Genomic DNA, 16,168 nt, shown 5'->3' with positions numbered 1-16,168 from the left:
GCTAATTTGGGCTAGAGCCAACAGCGCGGACGCGATGCCCAATATCACGGCGGTAGTACATGCCCTCAAACTGAATCGCATTCACCGCCGCATAAGCGAGATCGAAGGCTTGGTCAAAGGTTTCTCCTATGGCACTCACTCCCAAAACCCGCCCCCCATCGGTGATCAGTTTTTGATTTCGGAGTTGGGTTCCGGCATGAAATACGACACTTTCTTTTTCGGCTTGCTCAATGCCGGTGATCTCCAATTTTCTAAGGTAGCTGCCAGGATAGCCGCCAGAGGCAACCACGACACAGGCTGCCGTGCCCGATTTCCATTGGATTTCTGGAAACGATTCTAAGGTTTGGTTAGCGCAGGCAACCATCAGCTTGTCAATGGGCGTGTCGAGCAACGGCATCAGGGCTTGGGTTTCTGGATCGCCGAAACGGCAGTTAAATTCGATGACTTTGGGATCACCGGCGGGGGTAATCATTAGACCGGCGTAGAGAACGCCGCGATAGTCGATGTTGCGGTTTTGCAGCGCCGCGATCGCAGGCTCTAAAATCTCCGTCTGAATCCGCCCCATCACTGCCTCTGTCACCATGGGGGCAGGCGCGTAGGCTCCCATGCCGCCTGTGTTTTCGCCGGTGTCTCCGTCGCCGATCCGTTTGTGATCTTGGACGGGCAGCAGCGGTCGGATCGTCAGCCCATCGGTCACAGCAAGAATCGACACCTCTTGCCCCGTGAGGCATTCTTCGATCACTACTTGATCCCCGGCGCTGCCATACTGCCCCTCAAAACACGCTGCGATCGCGGTGTCAGCCGCCTCCACCGTATCCGCCACCGTGACGCCTTTTCCGGCTGCCAATCCATCCGCTTTAATGACGATCGGCACCCCCTCCGACCGAACGTAAGCCTTCGCCGCTGCTTCGGTGGTAAAAACGGCTGCCTTTGCTGTGGGAATGTTCGCTGCTTCCATCAGGGCTTTTGCCCAAGCTTTGCTCGATTCGATCTGAGCGCCAGCACGGGTAGGACCAAAAACTTTTAGCTCTTTTTCCTGAAGATAGTCTGTAATGCCAAGGGCCAGCGGCACCTCTGGACCGACCACAATCAGCCCCACATTATTGACAAAGGCAAACCGAGCGATGCCTTCAAAGTCATCCACGTTCAAAGGTAGATTGCGACACCGTTCTAGTGTGGCTGTCCCGCCGTTGCCAGGAACACAAATGATCTGCTGAACCTGGGGCGATTGCAACAACTTCCAAGCTAGGGCATGTTCTCGCCCACCGTTTCCTACAATTAAAACTCTCAAAGTTCCCCCGCTTAGAATTGAACCAGTGTAATCCAGATAAAATATTAAGCTGAACGGTCAGCTTTTCGCGCTGAACACGCTGGCATCTCAACAATTCATGCTAAAAACTTTATGTTACAAATTGTTAAGTAAGCTGACACAAACAAACCCAGTCTTAGGCTGCACAGGTAGTCCTCATCTGGTGAGAGTGGGTTCCGTTGATTGTGCAAGCTGTTGGTCATGTGAGCAAAGGGGTGCAGTTTCTGCGATCGCGCTGACTCTGTTTGAGCGCATCGTTGGAGTTACTGACAATGCAGTGTTTTAGAGTGCTTCTCAACTCAACTACATCAGCGCAACCATCAAAAAACCAGGCAAAACCTGCGCCGTTCTGCCCGGTCTAAACTGACTGTTCCAACACCACTAGGGGTCTGTCAAGATTGAAATGATGGACTGGGAATCAATGAGTAGATGAGTGGATGGGTAGTATCTCCATCTACCCCTCTACCCTCTCACCCCTCAACTCAAAGTTGACAATCTACTAGTCGCGATTAGTACGTCTCGACGTGCCAGCGACCCGCTTTTTTCATAGCGCTGCGGAACTCCTTCCATACCACACCCGCTTTCTCAGCTTCTACAGCGAGGGCTGCATCAATCCCATCTTCCATCCCCTTGAGACCACAGATGTAAGTGTGAGTTTTCTCACTTTGCATCATCTCCCAAAGCTCTGCCGCGTGTTCAGCCACCCGGTCTTGGATGTACATTCTGCCGCCATCTTTATTTTTCTGCTCACGGCTAATCGCATTGGTGAGCCGGAAGTGATCTGGAAACTTCGCCTGAATTTCCTCTAGCTCACTCTTGTAGAGAATATTTGCCGAGGTTGGAATGCCAAAAATCAACCAAGAAAACCCTTTGAACTGGTAGTCAGGGTTGGCAGCTTTTTCATTATCTTTGAACTGCCGCCAGAGATAGGCCCGCATCGGCGCGATCCCGGTGCCAGTTGCCATCATGATAATGTTTGCATCAAGATCTTCTGGCAACAGCATTTCCTTACCGGTTGGACCGGTGATTTTCACATCGTCGCCAGGCTTCAAGCCGCACAGATAGGTCGAGCACACCCCATACACGATCTCCCCCGTTTCTGGGTGCTTATACTCCAACTGGCGAACGCAGAGCGAAACGGTCTTATCGTCTACTGCGTCGCCATGGCGAGTAGAGGCGATCGAGTAGAGCCTGAGCTTCTCTGGCTTGCCATTTTTATCGGTTCCTGGAGGAATAATTCCGATGCTCTGCCCTTCTAGATAGCGCAGATCGCCGCCCGAAATATCAAAGATGAGATGGCGCACTGTCCCAATGCCACCTTCAGCGACCAATTCTTCGTTGGATGTGCATTTTCCAACATAGGGCGCGTTGGGTCGGTAAATGTTAACGGGGACATCAGTTTTAGCCTTTGCTTGAGTCATTGGCTTACTTTTTTCTCCTGGTGATGTGCCTTTCTGAACAGTTTCCTGCTTAGCCACAGGTGGGGTCTGTCCAACGGTAACGTTTTCAGCAGAAGCGCCATTTGCCTCTAACGGCTGAATGCTGACAATTTTCCCGCCCATGCGGGTAATGCGTTGCATGGCCTCGCTCATGCGATCGTAGGAAACTGTGAGATACGTGCTGCCACTTCGCCGAATAGGATAATTCTGTTGCTCGGTGGTTGAGTTTTGGCGTAGACCTACCACTTCATAACGAAACATGCGGCTGCCAGAAAGAGAGTTAGCAGCACCCGACGCGCTCGATTTGTACATTGCTATGAATTTCTCCGACCTAACCTAACTTGTAATTGTGCTGCATGGTGTGCTTTCAAACAAATCTGCACCGCCCCTAGCGGGGGATCACAAGCTGCAAGACAACCCATGCCCCAAACGGTATTCTACGACACGACCAGACTAAACCCGAAAAGCACGGCTGTGCAGAAGGTGCTCTCGTCATTACTCTACAGAGCTTCTGGACAGTGCGATCGCTTTAATTGTAAAGTTCAAATTAATATTCACAAAATTCTTGCCCCATCCCATCCCTCAAATCTCTAATGCTTATCCCCTCATCGATCTTTCATTGCCACAAATCTTGTGGACGGGATCGTGTTTTGGTAGAATCATTCTTAGCAGGTAGTATAAATACTTAATGCGTCGCCTTGAGCCATCCCTGGCTGCTTGCAAGGCACCTTTTTGCGAGAAGAGTAAATCAATCTTTCGAGCAAGAAAGCGCAGTCTGCCGGTTCTGGCTGGTGTAGGCGGTTTCTACGGGGTTGCGCTTTGCGCGAATCGTAGGCAAATGGCGTTCTACCCTGCTTGGGATGAAGCTTTATCGACAGCCCCCGTTTGGCTGCCCCTCCCACCTGTTTGTAGCTCACGTTTTATTTAAGAGGAAACCCATGACCAGTAAGCCAGACCGCGTGGTTTTGATTGGCGTCGCCGGAGACTCCGGGTGCGGTAAGTCCACGTTTCTGCGCCGAATCACAGATTTGTTCGGGGAAGATTTCGTCACAGTCATTTGCCTCGACGATTACCACAGTCTGGATCGGAAACAACGTAAAGAAACGGGTATTACCGCTCTTGATCCAAGAGCCAACAACTTTGATCTAATGTATGAGCAGATCAAAGCCCTTAAGAGTGGCGAAAGTATCAAAAAGCCAATTTATAACCACGAAACCGGAGAAATTGATCCCCCTGAAGTGATCGAGCCAAATCATGTGATTGTCATCGAAGGATTGCATCCGTTATACGATGAGCGCGTGCGAGGGCTACTAGATTTCAGCGTCTATCTCGATATCACCGACGAGGTAAAGATCGCCTGGAAAATTCAGCGCGACATGGCAGAGCGTGGTCATAGCTATAACGATGTTCTCGCGGCCATCAATTCTCGTAAACCTGATTTTGATGCCTATATCGATCCGCAAAAAGGGCACGCGGACGTGGTTATTCGCGTGATGCCGACGCAGCTTATTAAAGATGACAAAGAGCGCAGAGTGTTACGGGTGCAGATGATCCAGCGCGATAACGTGCAAGGGTTTGAGCCAGCGTACTTATTTGACGAAGGTTCGACGATCGATTGGGTGCCGTGCGGTCGCAAGTTGACCTGCTCTTATCCCGGCATCAAGATGCACTACGGACCTGATGAATACTATGGTCACAGCGTGTCGATCTTGGAAGTAGATGGTCAGTTTGATCTGCTGGAAGAGGTGATCTATATCGAGCAGCACTTGAGTGCGACCTCTGCCAACTACAACGGGGAGTTAACCGAACTGTTGCTGCAACACCGCGAGTATCCTGGTTCCAACAACGGTACGGGGCTGTGGCAGGTGCTAACCGGCTTGAAAATGCGGGCAACCTATGAGCGGTTGACCAAAACTGAAGCAAAGATTGCGGCGAGTGTGTAACGATACGGAGACCTTGGGGCTGCGATCGCGGCTCTTCAAGGTTTTCATTCCATCATAAATAAACAATTTTCTACAGTGACGGTGTTGAATCGTTTGAGGTGAACCCCATGAGTGCAAAAGAAGAAGTGATCAATGCCACCCCTGAAAAAGGCGATGAAAAAACCGACAGAAACGGTGTCATTCAGCTTCGCGATCGCAACGATCGAAACACGTTAGCTGCGATCGTGACTAGCCCAATTATGCCCAGCGATCTAGAAGTGGTCGGAACCATCCAATCTGCCGGAATCCGCCCGATCGGTGCCAGCCATCTGGATGTGGTGGGTACGCTAGGCACAAATCGCCCGATTACCTCCAGCCATCTCCGCATTGCTGAAATGATGGGGAGCCGCCCGATCTTTTTTGACGATGAAAAATTCATTGACGACGTAGAGATGCCAGGGCATCGTCCTATTTTAGTGAGCAACCCAGCCCTAATCAATGCAGAAATGGTGCTCGCCAATCGTCCAATTTTTTCCAACACGGTTGATGATGCCCCTGCAATGATGGGCTACCTCGACTGATGCCTCGCGTTCCTCTCAACCGAAGAGGACAGGATGGGTGTTTCTTAGCGGAAACACCCATTTTTAACGCCAAATTTATCACTGAAGCCCGTGCTGCTGCCGTGGTTTGTGCAGAAGCGTTTATCATGGCAAATAAGCCCCTCTAGTATTTCTAGTTCTCCCATGACTGCAACCCTCCCTACGCTGTCGAGTCAATATGATCCGACCACGACCGAATCGAAGTGGCAAAAGTTTTGGGAAGACAAACAGGTGTTTAAGGCAGACCCCAACAAGCCTGGCGATCCTTACTGCATCGTCATTCCGCCGCCCAACGTAACGGGAAGCCTCCACATGGGGCATGCCTTTGAAAGTTCGCTGATTGATGTGTTGGTTCGCTATCACCGCATGGTGGGGGACAACACGCTGTGGCTTCCGGGCACCGATCACGCGAGTATTGGAGTCAGCACCATTCTAGAGAAGCAACTCAACGCAGAGGGCAAAACCCGCTTTGAGTTGGGACGCGACGCCTATCTAGAACGGGCATGGCAGTGGAAAGCTGAATCGGGAGGCACGATTAGCAATCAACTCCGCCGATTAGGGGTATCGGTAGACTGGTCGCGAGAGCGCTTCACCATGGATGAAGGACTGTCGAATGCCGTTCTCGAAGCGTTTAACAAACTGTATACAGAAGGGCTGATTTATCGCGGCAAATACCTGGTGAACTGGTGCCCTGCAAGTCAATCAGCCGTTTCCGACTTGGAAGTGGAAAACCAGGAAGTGGATGGGCATCTGTGGCATTTTCGGTATCCCTTGGCGCAGGGAAATGAGTTTGTAGAAGTTGCCACCACTCGCCCAGAGACGATGCTAGGTGATACGGCGGTGGCGGTGAATCCCAACGACGATCGCTATAAACATCTAATCGGTCAAACTCTGATTTTGCCGTTGATGCAGCGAGAAATTCCGATCATTGCGGATGAAGCGGTTGATCCAAGTTTTGGAACCGGGTGTGTGAAGGTGACGCCTGCCCACGATCCCAACGATTTTGAGATGGGGATGCGGCATCACTTAGACTTCATCAGCATCATGAACAAAGACGGGTCTCTCAACGAGAAAGCGGGAGAGTTTGAGGGACAAGATCGCTTTGTGGCGCGGAAGAATGTGGTAAAGAAAATGGAGGAAGAAGGCTTCCTCGTGAAGATTGAAGGCTATAGGCACACGGTTCCCTATAGCGATCGCGGCAAAGTCCCGATTGAACCTTTGATCTCAACTCAGTGGTTTGTCAAAATCGCTCCTCTTTCTAGCCGTGCCCTGAGCGCCCTTGACGATCAAAGCGCTCCGCAATTCGTCCCCGATCGCTGGGCAAAGGTGTATCGCGATTGGCTCGTGAACTTAAAAGATTGGTGTATTTCGCGGCAGCTATGGTGGGGGCACCAGATTCCGGCGTGGTATGCGGTGAGCGAAACCCAGGGAGAGATTACAGACACAACGCCGTTTGTGGTGGCTCGCAGTGAAGCCGAAGCCAGAAAAGGCGCGATCGCTATGTTTGGTGAAGGGGTTCAGTTACAGCAAGATCCCGATGTTTTAGATACCTGGTTTTCCTCTGGGTTATGGCCGTTCTCGACCCTCGGCTGGTCTGACGAAACCGCCGCCGACTTCCAACGCTATTACCCAACCGCAACCCTGGTGACCGGGTTTGACATTATCTTTTTCTGGGTGGCGCGGATGACCCTGATGGCAGGACACTTTACCGGACAAATGCCATTTAAGGATGTTTATATTCACGGGCTGGTGCGCGATGAGAATAATAAGAAGATGTCGAAATCGTCTAACAACGGCATCGATCCTCTGATTTTGATCGATAAATATGGCACCGACGCCTTGCGCTATACCCTGGTTCGGGAAGTGACGGGGGCAGGACAAGATATTCGCCTTGCCTACGATCGCAAGACCGATGAATCTGAATCGGTGGAGGCAGCGCGAAACTTTACCAACAAGATTTGGAATGCGTCTCGATTTGTCTTAATGAATCTAGACGGCAAATCGCCGAAGCAGTTGGGCGACCCGGATGCAGATAAGCTGGAGCTAAGCGATCGCTGGATTTTGTCTCGCTTTCACCAAGTCACCCGTGATATTCGGGGCGCAATCGATCAGTATGGGTTAGGCGAAGCGGCAAAGCTGCTCTACGAGTTCTTTTGGGGCGATCTGTGTGACTGGTATATTGAGTTGGCAAAGTCTCGGCTGCAAGGCAACAACCCCACATCGCGGCTCACGGCTCAGCAAACCTTAGCCCACGTGTTAGAAGGGACGCTAAAACTAATGCATCCCTTCATGCCCCACATCACCGAAGAGATTTGGCATACCTTAACCCAAACCAGCGAAGCCTCAGGAGACAGCTTAGCGGTGCAACCCTTCCCAAGTCCTAATGCTGCGCTGATCGATGCCAACTTAGAGCAGCAATTTGGGTTAATTATTGACACCATTCGGACGATCCGAAATCTGCGGGCTGAGGCGGATATCAAACCGGGCGTCAAAATTGTGGCAAACTTGCAGACCGAGAGCGATCGCGAACGCCAGATTCTCGCAGCAGGTCAGTCTTATATTCAAAGTCTGGCGAAGGTAGAGCACCTCACCATTTCCGCCCAAACAGATGCTCCCACCTTTAGTGCCAATCCCTCAACAAAAGCAACTCCTCTAGAAGACGCCAAATCAGTCTTAGGAACGGCGTTAGACGCTACAGGCAATTTTCTTGCCAAGCATCAGAAGCCGATTTTATCGGTCGGGCTGATCGTTTTCATCTTGATTGCACTCAAGGTGTTCGCCTCGGTTTTGACCGCCGTTCATGAAATTCCCCTGCTGGCTCCAGTTTTAGAGATCATTGGCATTGGATACTCAGGGTGGTTTAGCTATCACCGCCTGTTGAGAACCCGCGATCGCCAACGGCTCTATGGGCAAATTCAGCAGTTTACAGTAGAGGTCATTGGAGAAGCTCACACGCTAGAGGTGACGCCTGTTCTAGGGCAGGAGGGTTCTCACGCGCCAGAAGAACAGCGATCGCCAACGCAGACTCAGCCCGCAAACTCACAAACAAACTCACAAACAATCGTGGGCGTTGTTGGAACTGTGCAGGTTGCTATTCCCCTAGCTGGCTTGGTTGACCTAGATGCACTGCGCGCTAAGACTGAAAAAGACTTGAAGAAACTAGACGCTGAAATTCAGGCGCTTGGCGGACGATTGAGCAATCCAAAATTTGTCGATAAAGCTCCGGCAGAGGTAGTGCAGAGTGCCCGAAATGCTCTAGCCGAAGCCGAAACCCAAGCCGAAATTTTGCGAAGCAAGCTTGGGCGGCTGTGATACTAGCGGTTGTAAGACTAAAGACAACACCCTAGCTTGCGAACTCGCGGCTAGAGAGGCTCTTCTTGAACGGCTCTTTACGTATGTGAGGACGTATGTAAGGATTTAATCCGTTCGGAAAGCCCAACACTGTGTTGAAGTCCGAAAAAGCTATACTTTTGTGTAGCAAACTGTAATATTAAAGTCAATTCGCTGAGCGTGATTGCCCTACAACTGCACCAAGATACCAAAATGAACCTCAACACTGAAATTCAGCGAAAACCCTGAATTCCATTGCGTCTTCAACCAATAATACCTTTTGGATCAGTATTCTTTCGGATTTTGGTCTATGGGGGGAGAAAGGTATGGTAGCTGCGGTGAGGAGTCATCTGGGCAACCCGGCTTGAGCCTCACAGATCCCATCCTCCCCTATTTGCTTGAACCCGCTCATACGGTCAATTCCATCATGTTTCCCCTTCGAGACGAGTAGAGAAAATAGCAATGCTGCACTTGGCTCAAGTTCAAAAGAAAGGCTATTTAGGTAAGGCAGGCTTGCGCTTGCTGGCGTCTCAAAGATCTGAACATGTCTGGACATTGGAACCAGAGCAAGACATTATTCTCTCTGCCGAAGCCGCTATTTATGGTGACAATCTCTTGGTGTTGGTTGAGCTTTCGAGCAGTCACCAGGTTGTCAGCATCAACGAAGCAACGGATTGGGTGCTAGAACTGGTTCAAAAGTATCTCAGCTACGGCATTACGCCTACATTTTTGCAGCAAGAAACCGAACGGGCAGAACAGTGGAGGCAGTCTCTAACGCTGCAAAGTCAGGAACTTGAGCGGCGTACTCTAGAGCTTGAGGCGCGGCGTGAGCAAATTCAAGACCTTGAAGAAGACCTGAAGCGCCAGAAAAAAGAGCTAGAACTGTTAACCGATCAGGCAAAGCTGCAAACTCAAGACCTGGATCAGCGCCTCCAAGATATTGAGACTCGCCAGGCTCAAATTCATGCTTTAGAAGATGATTTGAACTGTCAGAAGCAGCAGCTAGGCGCGATCGCACCTCAAACCAAACCGCAAGATTAAGGGGTAAATTACTCAAATGCTGTTGTGGTAGGTCGCTTGCCTACCCTAGCTCTATGATGCTTTCAACCAGCATCCGCCTATTTTTCCGTGAGTACCCAAGCCCCATCCCATTCATCGGTCGGCGGATTTTTGAGCCAATGTTGGCAGCGCTCCATGTGAAGTGCTGCGGCTTTGTCATGATGATCGATTTCTAAAACAGTGGCAAATTCGGCGACGGCAAAGGCAAATTTGCGATTGAGGTAATGTTCTCGTGCCTTGTGATAATGCTCAATCACAGCTTGCTTTTGATCTGCGATCGCATCGGTTTTTAGCCCCACTAGCTCATACACTGCAACGGGTCGAGTCTTGCCTTTCACCGTGATGAAATCGAGTTCTCGTGCCCAAACCCGATCGGCACAGGGGCGATACGTACTTTCGCTGATCACAATGTCAGTGCCATAAATTTTGCTGGCGCTTTCGAGGCGAGACCCCAGATTGACGCCATCCCCGATCGCGGTAAATTCCATCCGTTTGCTACAGCCGATGTTGCCGCTAATCACCGTATCGGAGTTAATGCCAATGCCGATGTTGATGACCTGCTGATTGCGAGCCGCACGTTGAGTGTTGAAGATCGCGAGCCGCCGCCGCATTTCCACCGCCGTTTTAACCGCCATCCATTCATGATCGTCTAACGGCAACGGAGAGCCGAAGACTGCCATAATGGCGTCGCCGATGTACTTATCGAGAATGCCCTTATGCATAAACACGGCTTCAACCATCGATTCAAAATACTGATTCAGCATTTCTACGACTTCTTCAGCTTTGAGGGTTTCGGTGAGGGTCGTGTAGCTGCGGATGTCGGAAAATAGGACAGAGACCTCTTTGCGATCGCCGCCCATTTTGGCAGCATCAGGATTTTCTAGCAACTGTTCGGCTAGCTCTTGAGTCATATAGCGGTACATGGTGCTTTTGAGCCGCTTTTCGTCGCTAATATCGTCCATCACGATCAGGGCACCAGAAACTTTCTGGCTATCGTTGGCATCGGCGATCGTATTGATCGACAAATTAATGCTGTGCTGCTCTTCTCCGCGCACGGGCTGTAACGTCTGATCGGGATAGTACTGATTCTGGTTTCGTGCCTCTAACGCTATCCGGCACCATGCCGCAAAGTTGCCTTTCTCAATGGTGATCAGGTCTGCGATCGCACGTCCCTCAATCAGGTCATCGCCGTTTAAGCCGAGGAGCTTTTTCGCGCTGTCGTTGGCAGCAATGATGGTGCCTTCCTTGTCGGTAGAAATGACACCGTTGGAGAGCGATCGCAAGATATCTCGCTGCATTTGTTCCTGCTGCTTCACGGTTTCAAATAGGCGAGCATTCTGAAGTGCTACCCCTGCCTGAATGTTGAAGGTTTCCATAAATTCTTGATCGCTGCGGTTAAAGCTCGATTTCCATTGCTCAGGGGCGTCAGGCCAGGTTTGAGGATCGTAGGCAAAAAATTCCCCCTGCTTGGTTTTGTTGACCAGTTGAGTGACGCCGATTAGCTCTCCGTCGGCATTGCAAACTGGCATACAAAGAAGGCTACACGTCCGATAGCCGTTGGCTTTGTCGGTTTGCTTAGCGGTTTCTGCGCCCTCATGATCATACAAATCAAAGGCAAGGTTAATCACTTCTCCTGTCGCGGCGACTTGCCCTGCAAACCCAACCCCAATGGGCAACCGCAATTCTTTGTACGTGTCGGCAGACAAGGCAATCCGCGTCCAAATTTCGTTGCGATCGCGATCAATTAACCACAGGGTGCTGCGATCGGCGTTCATCAACTGCTTGGCTTCATCCATCACCCGTTTGAGGGTGTCATCTAAATCCAGACTGCTTTGGCTTAATGATTGAGTGGCTTTGATCAGCGCATTCGCCGCCCGTTGTTTTTGCGTGGCGATGTAGAACGATCGCGAGGATTCTAAAATCAGCCGAATCGAGGGAGCAAATTCTTTAAAAAGCTGCTCATCGTAGGCAGTAAAGCCTTCTGAATGGATGCGATCGGCTAGAGGGAGGGAACCATTGATGGCGCGATGCTCACTGCGATCGCGCTTTGATCTCAGTTTGTTAATCAACTGCACAACGGCAACTAGCGCGCCTTCGTCTGTCAGCAGCGGCAACGTCAGCATCGTGTAGGTTCGATAGCCAGTTTTCTTATACTGAATCTTGGCTTGCGCCGATCGCGGGTCATCAAAAAAGTCGTAGGGAATATTAACCGGGCGCTTGAACGTCGCTACTTCTCCGGCTATGCCCTGATCAGCAGGAAATCGGATCTCGATCGCCCGCCCGCCATTGCTCGATGCGATCGTGGTATAAAGTTCGTGCTTTTCTTCATCAAGCAAATAAATGGTGGTGCGATCGGCGTTGAGCAACTCTCCAGTTTTTGCTGTGATCGAGGTGAGCATTTCTTCTAAAATCGTGTCAAACCCTTGCATATCCAGCATGGATAGGGTTTGGTTAACGATCTGAAGTTTATCTTCAACATCGTGGACGACCTCTTTGAACTTGTCTTGGGTCAACGGTGCAAGAAAAGAGGCAAACTTGCCTTTAGGAGACGCCAAGCCACTACTCGGTTTCACCAAGGCTGAAGACTGCACCTCGATAGCGTCACCCCGGTCAAAGTCTGCCGCTTCTAACACGGAAACTTTTGCAACAGGGCTGATGAGAGATGAATCAGGCAGATGCGAAGATGCAGGGTTCATACGGGATTCTGGCTACGTCCTGCGTTCAGGGTTCCCCGAACCGCAACCCTTTTTGCCGAAAGACCTAGGAATCTCCTGATGAGCGCACGTTTAGGTTGAAGGGTAACCGAGCGAATCTACTCAATCTGAGGTGACACAGCTACTTTAGCTGCGCGATGATAGCTGGAAAGTTTTTTGCAAGTTTCGGCTAAAAGGTACTGAAAATTTAGTAAATATGCCCTGTATGCTCAAGGGATTCAGCAGCATGAATTGCATCAAGTGAGTATTTACCCTTTGAGCGTATACCCTTGTGTCGAGTGGACGCGGCAGAAAAATCTTCGATTTGATGATTGTGCTTTAACGTTTTCCTGTCTTTTCTTGAGCAGAAACCGAACTGGCGATTTTAAGTTTTGCCTGTTGCCAAAAAGCTTCTAATTCATCCAATGAATATTCTGACAACGGACGATTAGCTGCCTCTTCCATGACCATCAGCCGTTGAATAAATCGCTCATTTGTCCCTTGCAGCGCCTCTGCTGGGTCGAGACCTGCCCACCGTGCCAAATTAATTACTGTGAATAACAGATCTCCTAATTCCGCCTGTTGATTCTCTTTACTTTCGTAGTCTAGCGCGTGTTTAAACTCAGCTAATTCCTCATCAAACTTATCCCAGACGCCATCTATTGTTTTCCACTCAAACCCGGCTTTCGCAGCTTTCCGAGAAATTTTCATGCCTGCCATCAACGGCGGCAGCGATCGCGCATAGCGCTTTAGCTTATGACTTAACTGCGCCTCTGTTGGATTCTCAGTATCTTTAATTTGCTCCCAATTTTGATGCACTTCATCAATCGTCTGAGCCTCAAAATCAGAGAACACATGAGGATGACGACGAATCAGTTTTTCTGTAATTTTTTGCGCTATGACTGCTATATCAAACTGTCCCTGGTCTTTGGCAATTTGAGCCTGTAGGACAACTTGCAGTAACAGATCTCCCAACTCATCTGCGATCGCATCTTTGTCCCCATGACGAAGGGCATCAACCACCTCATACGCTTCTTCAATCACGTAAGGAATCAAAGTTTGAGGTGTTTGTGCCCGATCCCATGGGCAGCCCTCTTGGGGGTCTCGCAGGCGTGCGACAACATCAATTAGCTGCTGCAATGTCTCTAGGGGAGTCGGGGATGAAGGGCGATCGCTCATCATGCACCTGGAAAACGAACTTTCATACTGTAGCGCTTCTTCAGCGTTTCGTTTGTTTCTTCCGCCGCTTTATCGCAGAACCAATCCAATCGCTCAGACTGTGGCTCATTGCCCCCAATTCACATCCAACCGCGATCGCTAGAAACTCTTGAGGATGGTTTTGTATAATTTGCAACGCTAGCTGCGTACTGCCCCCGAAATGTTGTTGTGCAGGAATCTGCCAATGGGGGGTGGTGTGGAGCAGTTGTTGTGCGATCGCGCCCACCAAAATAGCCCCACTCCCCACCACTGCGATCCACGCTACGAGATAGATGAGTCGCCCAACAGTGCCCACCAAAAACCCATGGGAGAGTAGCGATCGATGCCGCATACTGTTGCGGTAGGGGAGCCACATCCAGCGCAAAATGCCCCATCGCTTATATTGCTGCGAATAAATATCAAGGTCAGGACCAAACATGAGTCCGCTAAACAGAAAGCTACCCGATACCAGTAATGTCAGATTCCCGTTCCTGGTGAGGCTGAAGGCGACCCCTGCCACCATCGGCAGGCTCCATAGGGTGATGCTATCGTGAGTGCGACCGGAAGGCATGGGCGATGCTAGAGGGCAATTTGAGGTGTAATGAATAATTGATTCTCGCTCAATAGTTTGCTATATTAGCTAAGCGCAAGCAAGCGGGCGGTTAGCTCAGTTGGTAGAGCGCCTGCCTTACAAGCAGGATGTCGCGGGTTCGAGTCCCTCACTGCCCATCAGTTTTTGAAAGTTAGATTAAATGCTAGCCCTAAATCAGCCCTAGCTTAAGCCACAGTAAAACGCGGCAAGTCACTGATTGCAACTTTGCCGCATAGTGATTTGTTTAGCTGAGATGTTTCTTAGTCAACAGCCTTTAGGTTCTGAAAGTAGCGACCTAAAGCCTTCCTGCAATTCGGGATGTGATATTCCCAAGTAGGGCGATCGCCTGTCGAGACGTTGCGAATGTCTCTGCCTTCTGAGAGCCTCGATCGAGGATGCCAGCGTCCCAAAGTTCGTGTTTGACTGCTTACGAGCGAGATCTACCAGTTCAACGAGTGTTTCTAAAGTTCGTTCCAATGTGGTCTTAGTGCTCATGGCGATTGGTTCTCCTATTGCCCTGCTACAAAAACTTGTTCTGCGGTCAACTGCAACTCTGGAAACGTTGGCGAGATGAGGCGATCGCTGCCTCGAAACTGGCGAATCTCATATTCCCCGTCAATTAGCTCACAGACTGAAAGCGTCGGTTGCTTAGGATTGCCGATGAACCATCTACCGCCTAGAGCAGCGTAATCAACCATCCAGTATTCGGGAATGCCTAGCGCTTCATATTCCCCAAACTTAGCGAAATAATCATCGCGCCAATTGGTACTTACCACTTTGACGATGAGCCGAATGGAATATCCATGCTCGATCACAGATGATTTTTCCCAGTGTGGTTCAGAAGCGATCGCAGTTTCATCCAACACAATCACATCGGGTTTGTAACCTGATTCGCCATCGACAGAGCGAACCACGCATTCCTTGGGAATGAAGTACGGAAGGCTTAGACGACGAATTTCTAAAAATGCCTCACCACTGATGAAGCCTGCAACTTGTGAATGCTTGCCTCTGGGTTTTGGCATTTCAACGATCGCTCCTCGATGCAACTCGTAGCGAGATTCTGAGTTCTCTGGATACCAAGCGATGAATTCATTGAAACTGATGGGCTGTGGGAGAGTCTGAATCATTGGCTGTCTTCCTCTGGGAGTCGTTCGCTTCCAAATTTCTCTAAAACGATTCGAGTTTCTGATCTGAAATGACAATGATATTCATGGCGATTTGGTCTCAATTCTCCGTGCCGCAGGAATCCATTCAATAATTTCTCCTGGCTGGATTTCATAGGCTGTACAAATCTTGTCCAACACATCAGCGTTGGGAATCCTGCCAGAATTGTTCACCAAGTCGTAAGCGGTACTTTGAGCAACGCCTACGTCCTTCCGAAAGCGATACACAGTGATACCGCGTTTCTCTATAAATGCCTTGATTGTGTTCTTCACTGTCATGCCCCCAATTTACATTTGTTTTGCATGAGTCGGTATTACTCATTTGGGAGTAGTACGATAAGTCGATATTACTTATCTTTCGTCGCATTGTTTATCAGAAGTCAGTATTACTTAACTGTAAACACTACCGATTTATCGGACTATATTGAGGGTATCGAAGCAAAACGGCAGATTCAACCGCAAAAAGCTCCTTTCGTCCAACGGCGAAACTCGATTAGAGTCTTACGTCTATTATCTTCCAAGCTGCTCTACAGATGCCCCAAAAGGGTATGTAGAGTATCTCTCAGGCACTCGCGAAGACTTAGCGAGTAAGCGATGGATGACCGGAGTGAACGCCTATTACTCCGACCCTTCTGCGATTTGTCGTGTGACTGACTCTAAAGCAGGCAAGGTCGAATTAGGGTTGCAGTTGCTTTTAGGGGCACTGTCCGAGCATTCCCGCGATCGCTGGGAGTTGGCATCGTGGTTAGCGTCCATGATGGGAAAGCCTTGGTAGTGGCATTAAGCAGACGTGAGTTCGACGAACGGAAGGTAGCGCAAAAAGAAAGCTGAGACTACGTTTGAAAGAGTTGTAAAATTCCTTCGA

General features: G+C 50.0%; 13 protein-coding genes and 1 tRNA gene. 7 read left to right on the top strand and 7 right to left on the bottom strand.

Features of this window, described 5'->3' with window-relative positions; genetic code table 11:
* Window position 1: 1 nt before the first annotated feature.
* Both purD and petH read right to left on the bottom strand, forming a co-directional pair.
* Window positions 2-1,291, bottom strand: coding sequence for a phosphoribosylamine--glycine ligase (gene purD / locus GS601_RS06475; RefSeq protein WP_162422462.1), 1,290 nt, complete (start codon window positions 1,289-1,291; stop codon window positions 2-4).
* Window positions 1,292-1,818: 527 nt separating this feature from the next.
* Window positions 1,819-3,060, bottom strand: a complete 1,242-nt coding sequence (gene petH / locus GS601_RS06470; RefSeq protein ID WP_162422461.1) for a ferredoxin--NADP reductase — start codon at window positions 3,058-3,060, stop codon at window positions 1,819-1,821.
* Between the two features lie 626 nt (window positions 3,061-3,686).
* Here petH and GS601_RS06465 point away from each other — a divergent pair.
* From GS601_RS06465 to GS601_RS06445, 5 genes are all read left to right on the top strand, one after another.
* The gene (locus tag GS601_RS06465; protein ID WP_162422460.1) at window positions 3,687-4,691 is read left to right on the top strand and encodes a phosphoribulokinase; all 1,005 of its coding nucleotides are present in this window, start codon (window positions 3,687-3,689) and stop codon (window positions 4,689-4,691) included.
* Window positions 4,692-4,798: 107 nt separating this feature from the next.
* Window positions 4,799-5,251, top strand: a complete 453-nt coding sequence (locus tag GS601_RS06460; RefSeq protein WP_162422459.1) for a hypothetical protein — start codon at window positions 4,799-4,801, stop codon at window positions 5,249-5,251.
* Window positions 5,251-5,397 carry a hypothetical protein gene (locus GS601_RS06455; RefSeq protein ID WP_162422458.1) on the top strand — a complete coding sequence of 49 codons (147 nt, stop codon included), beginning with the start codon at window positions 5,251-5,253 and terminating at the stop codon, window positions 5,395-5,397. The genes GS601_RS06460 and GS601_RS06455 overlap by 1 nt, the downstream gene beginning before the upstream one ends.
* 16 nt (window positions 5,398-5,413) lie before the next feature.
* Window positions 5,414-8,581 (top strand): valine--tRNA ligase, encoded by a 3,168-nt coding sequence (locus GS601_RS06450; RefSeq protein ID WP_162422457.1) that lies wholly within the window; start codon window positions 5,414-5,416, stop codon window positions 8,579-8,581.
* A 480-nt stretch (window positions 8,582-9,061) separates the two neighbouring features.
* Window positions 9,062-9,640: a hypothetical protein gene (locus tag GS601_RS06445; RefSeq protein ID WP_238393119.1), complete on the top strand. Its 579-nt coding sequence runs from the start codon at window positions 9,062-9,064 to the stop codon at window positions 9,638-9,640.
* A 77-nt stretch (window positions 9,641-9,717) separates the two neighbouring features.
* Here the strand turns inward: GS601_RS06445 and GS601_RS06440 are convergent, their stop codons facing one another.
* From GS601_RS06440 to GS601_RS06430, 3 genes are all read right to left on the bottom strand, one after another.
* The gene (locus tag GS601_RS06440; RefSeq protein ID WP_162422456.1) at window positions 9,718-12,354 is read right to left on the bottom strand and encodes an adenylate/guanylate cyclase domain-containing protein; all 2,637 of its coding nucleotides are present in this window, start codon (window positions 12,352-12,354) and stop codon (window positions 9,718-9,720) included.
* A gap of 336 nt (window positions 12,355-12,690) precedes the next feature.
* Window positions 12,691-13,533: a nucleoside triphosphate pyrophosphohydrolase gene (gene mazG, locus GS601_RS06435; protein WP_274381946.1), complete on the bottom strand. Its 843-nt coding sequence runs from the start codon at window positions 13,531-13,533 to the stop codon at window positions 12,691-12,693.
* Window positions 13,534-13,570: 37 nt separating this feature from the next.
* A complete protein-coding gene (locus GS601_RS06430; RefSeq protein WP_162422454.1) occupies window positions 13,571-14,119 on the bottom strand; it encodes a metal-binding protein in 549 nt (182 codons plus the stop codon).
* 85 nt (window positions 14,120-14,204) lie between these two features.
* On the opposite strand from GS601_RS06430, the gene GS601_RS06425 reads away from it, so the two are divergent.
* A tRNA-Val gene (locus GS601_RS06425) sits at window positions 14,205-14,277 on the top strand.
* Window positions 14,278-14,649: 372 nt separating this feature from the next.
* Here the strand turns inward: GS601_RS06425 and GS601_RS06420 are convergent.
* Complete coding sequence (locus GS601_RS06420; protein ID WP_162422453.1) at window positions 14,650-15,267, bottom strand: Uma2 family endonuclease; 618 nt, start codon at window positions 15,265-15,267, stop codon at window positions 14,650-14,652.
* A gap of 81 nt (window positions 15,268-15,348) precedes the next feature.
* Window positions 15,349-15,582, bottom strand: coding sequence for a helix-turn-helix domain-containing protein (locus GS601_RS06415; RefSeq protein WP_162422452.1), 234 nt, complete (start codon window positions 15,580-15,582; stop codon window positions 15,349-15,351).
* Window positions 15,583-15,727: 145 nt separating this feature from the next.
* Here GS601_RS06415 and GS601_RS06410 point away from each other — a divergent pair, with 145 nt between their 5' ends.
* On the top strand, window positions 15,728-16,078 hold the full coding sequence (locus GS601_RS06410) for a hypothetical protein (protein ID WP_162422451.1): 351 nt from the start codon (window positions 15,728-15,730) through the stop codon (window positions 16,076-16,078).
* Window positions 16,079-16,168 lie beyond the last annotated feature (90 nt).

It is taken from the genome of Myxacorys almedinensis A, assembly GCF_010091945.1.
GTDB lineage: Bacteria > Cyanobacteriota > Cyanobacteriia > Leptolyngbyales > Leptolyngbyaceae > Myxacorys > Myxacorys almedinensis.
This window is presented reverse-complemented; position numbering and strand designations above follow the sequence as displayed.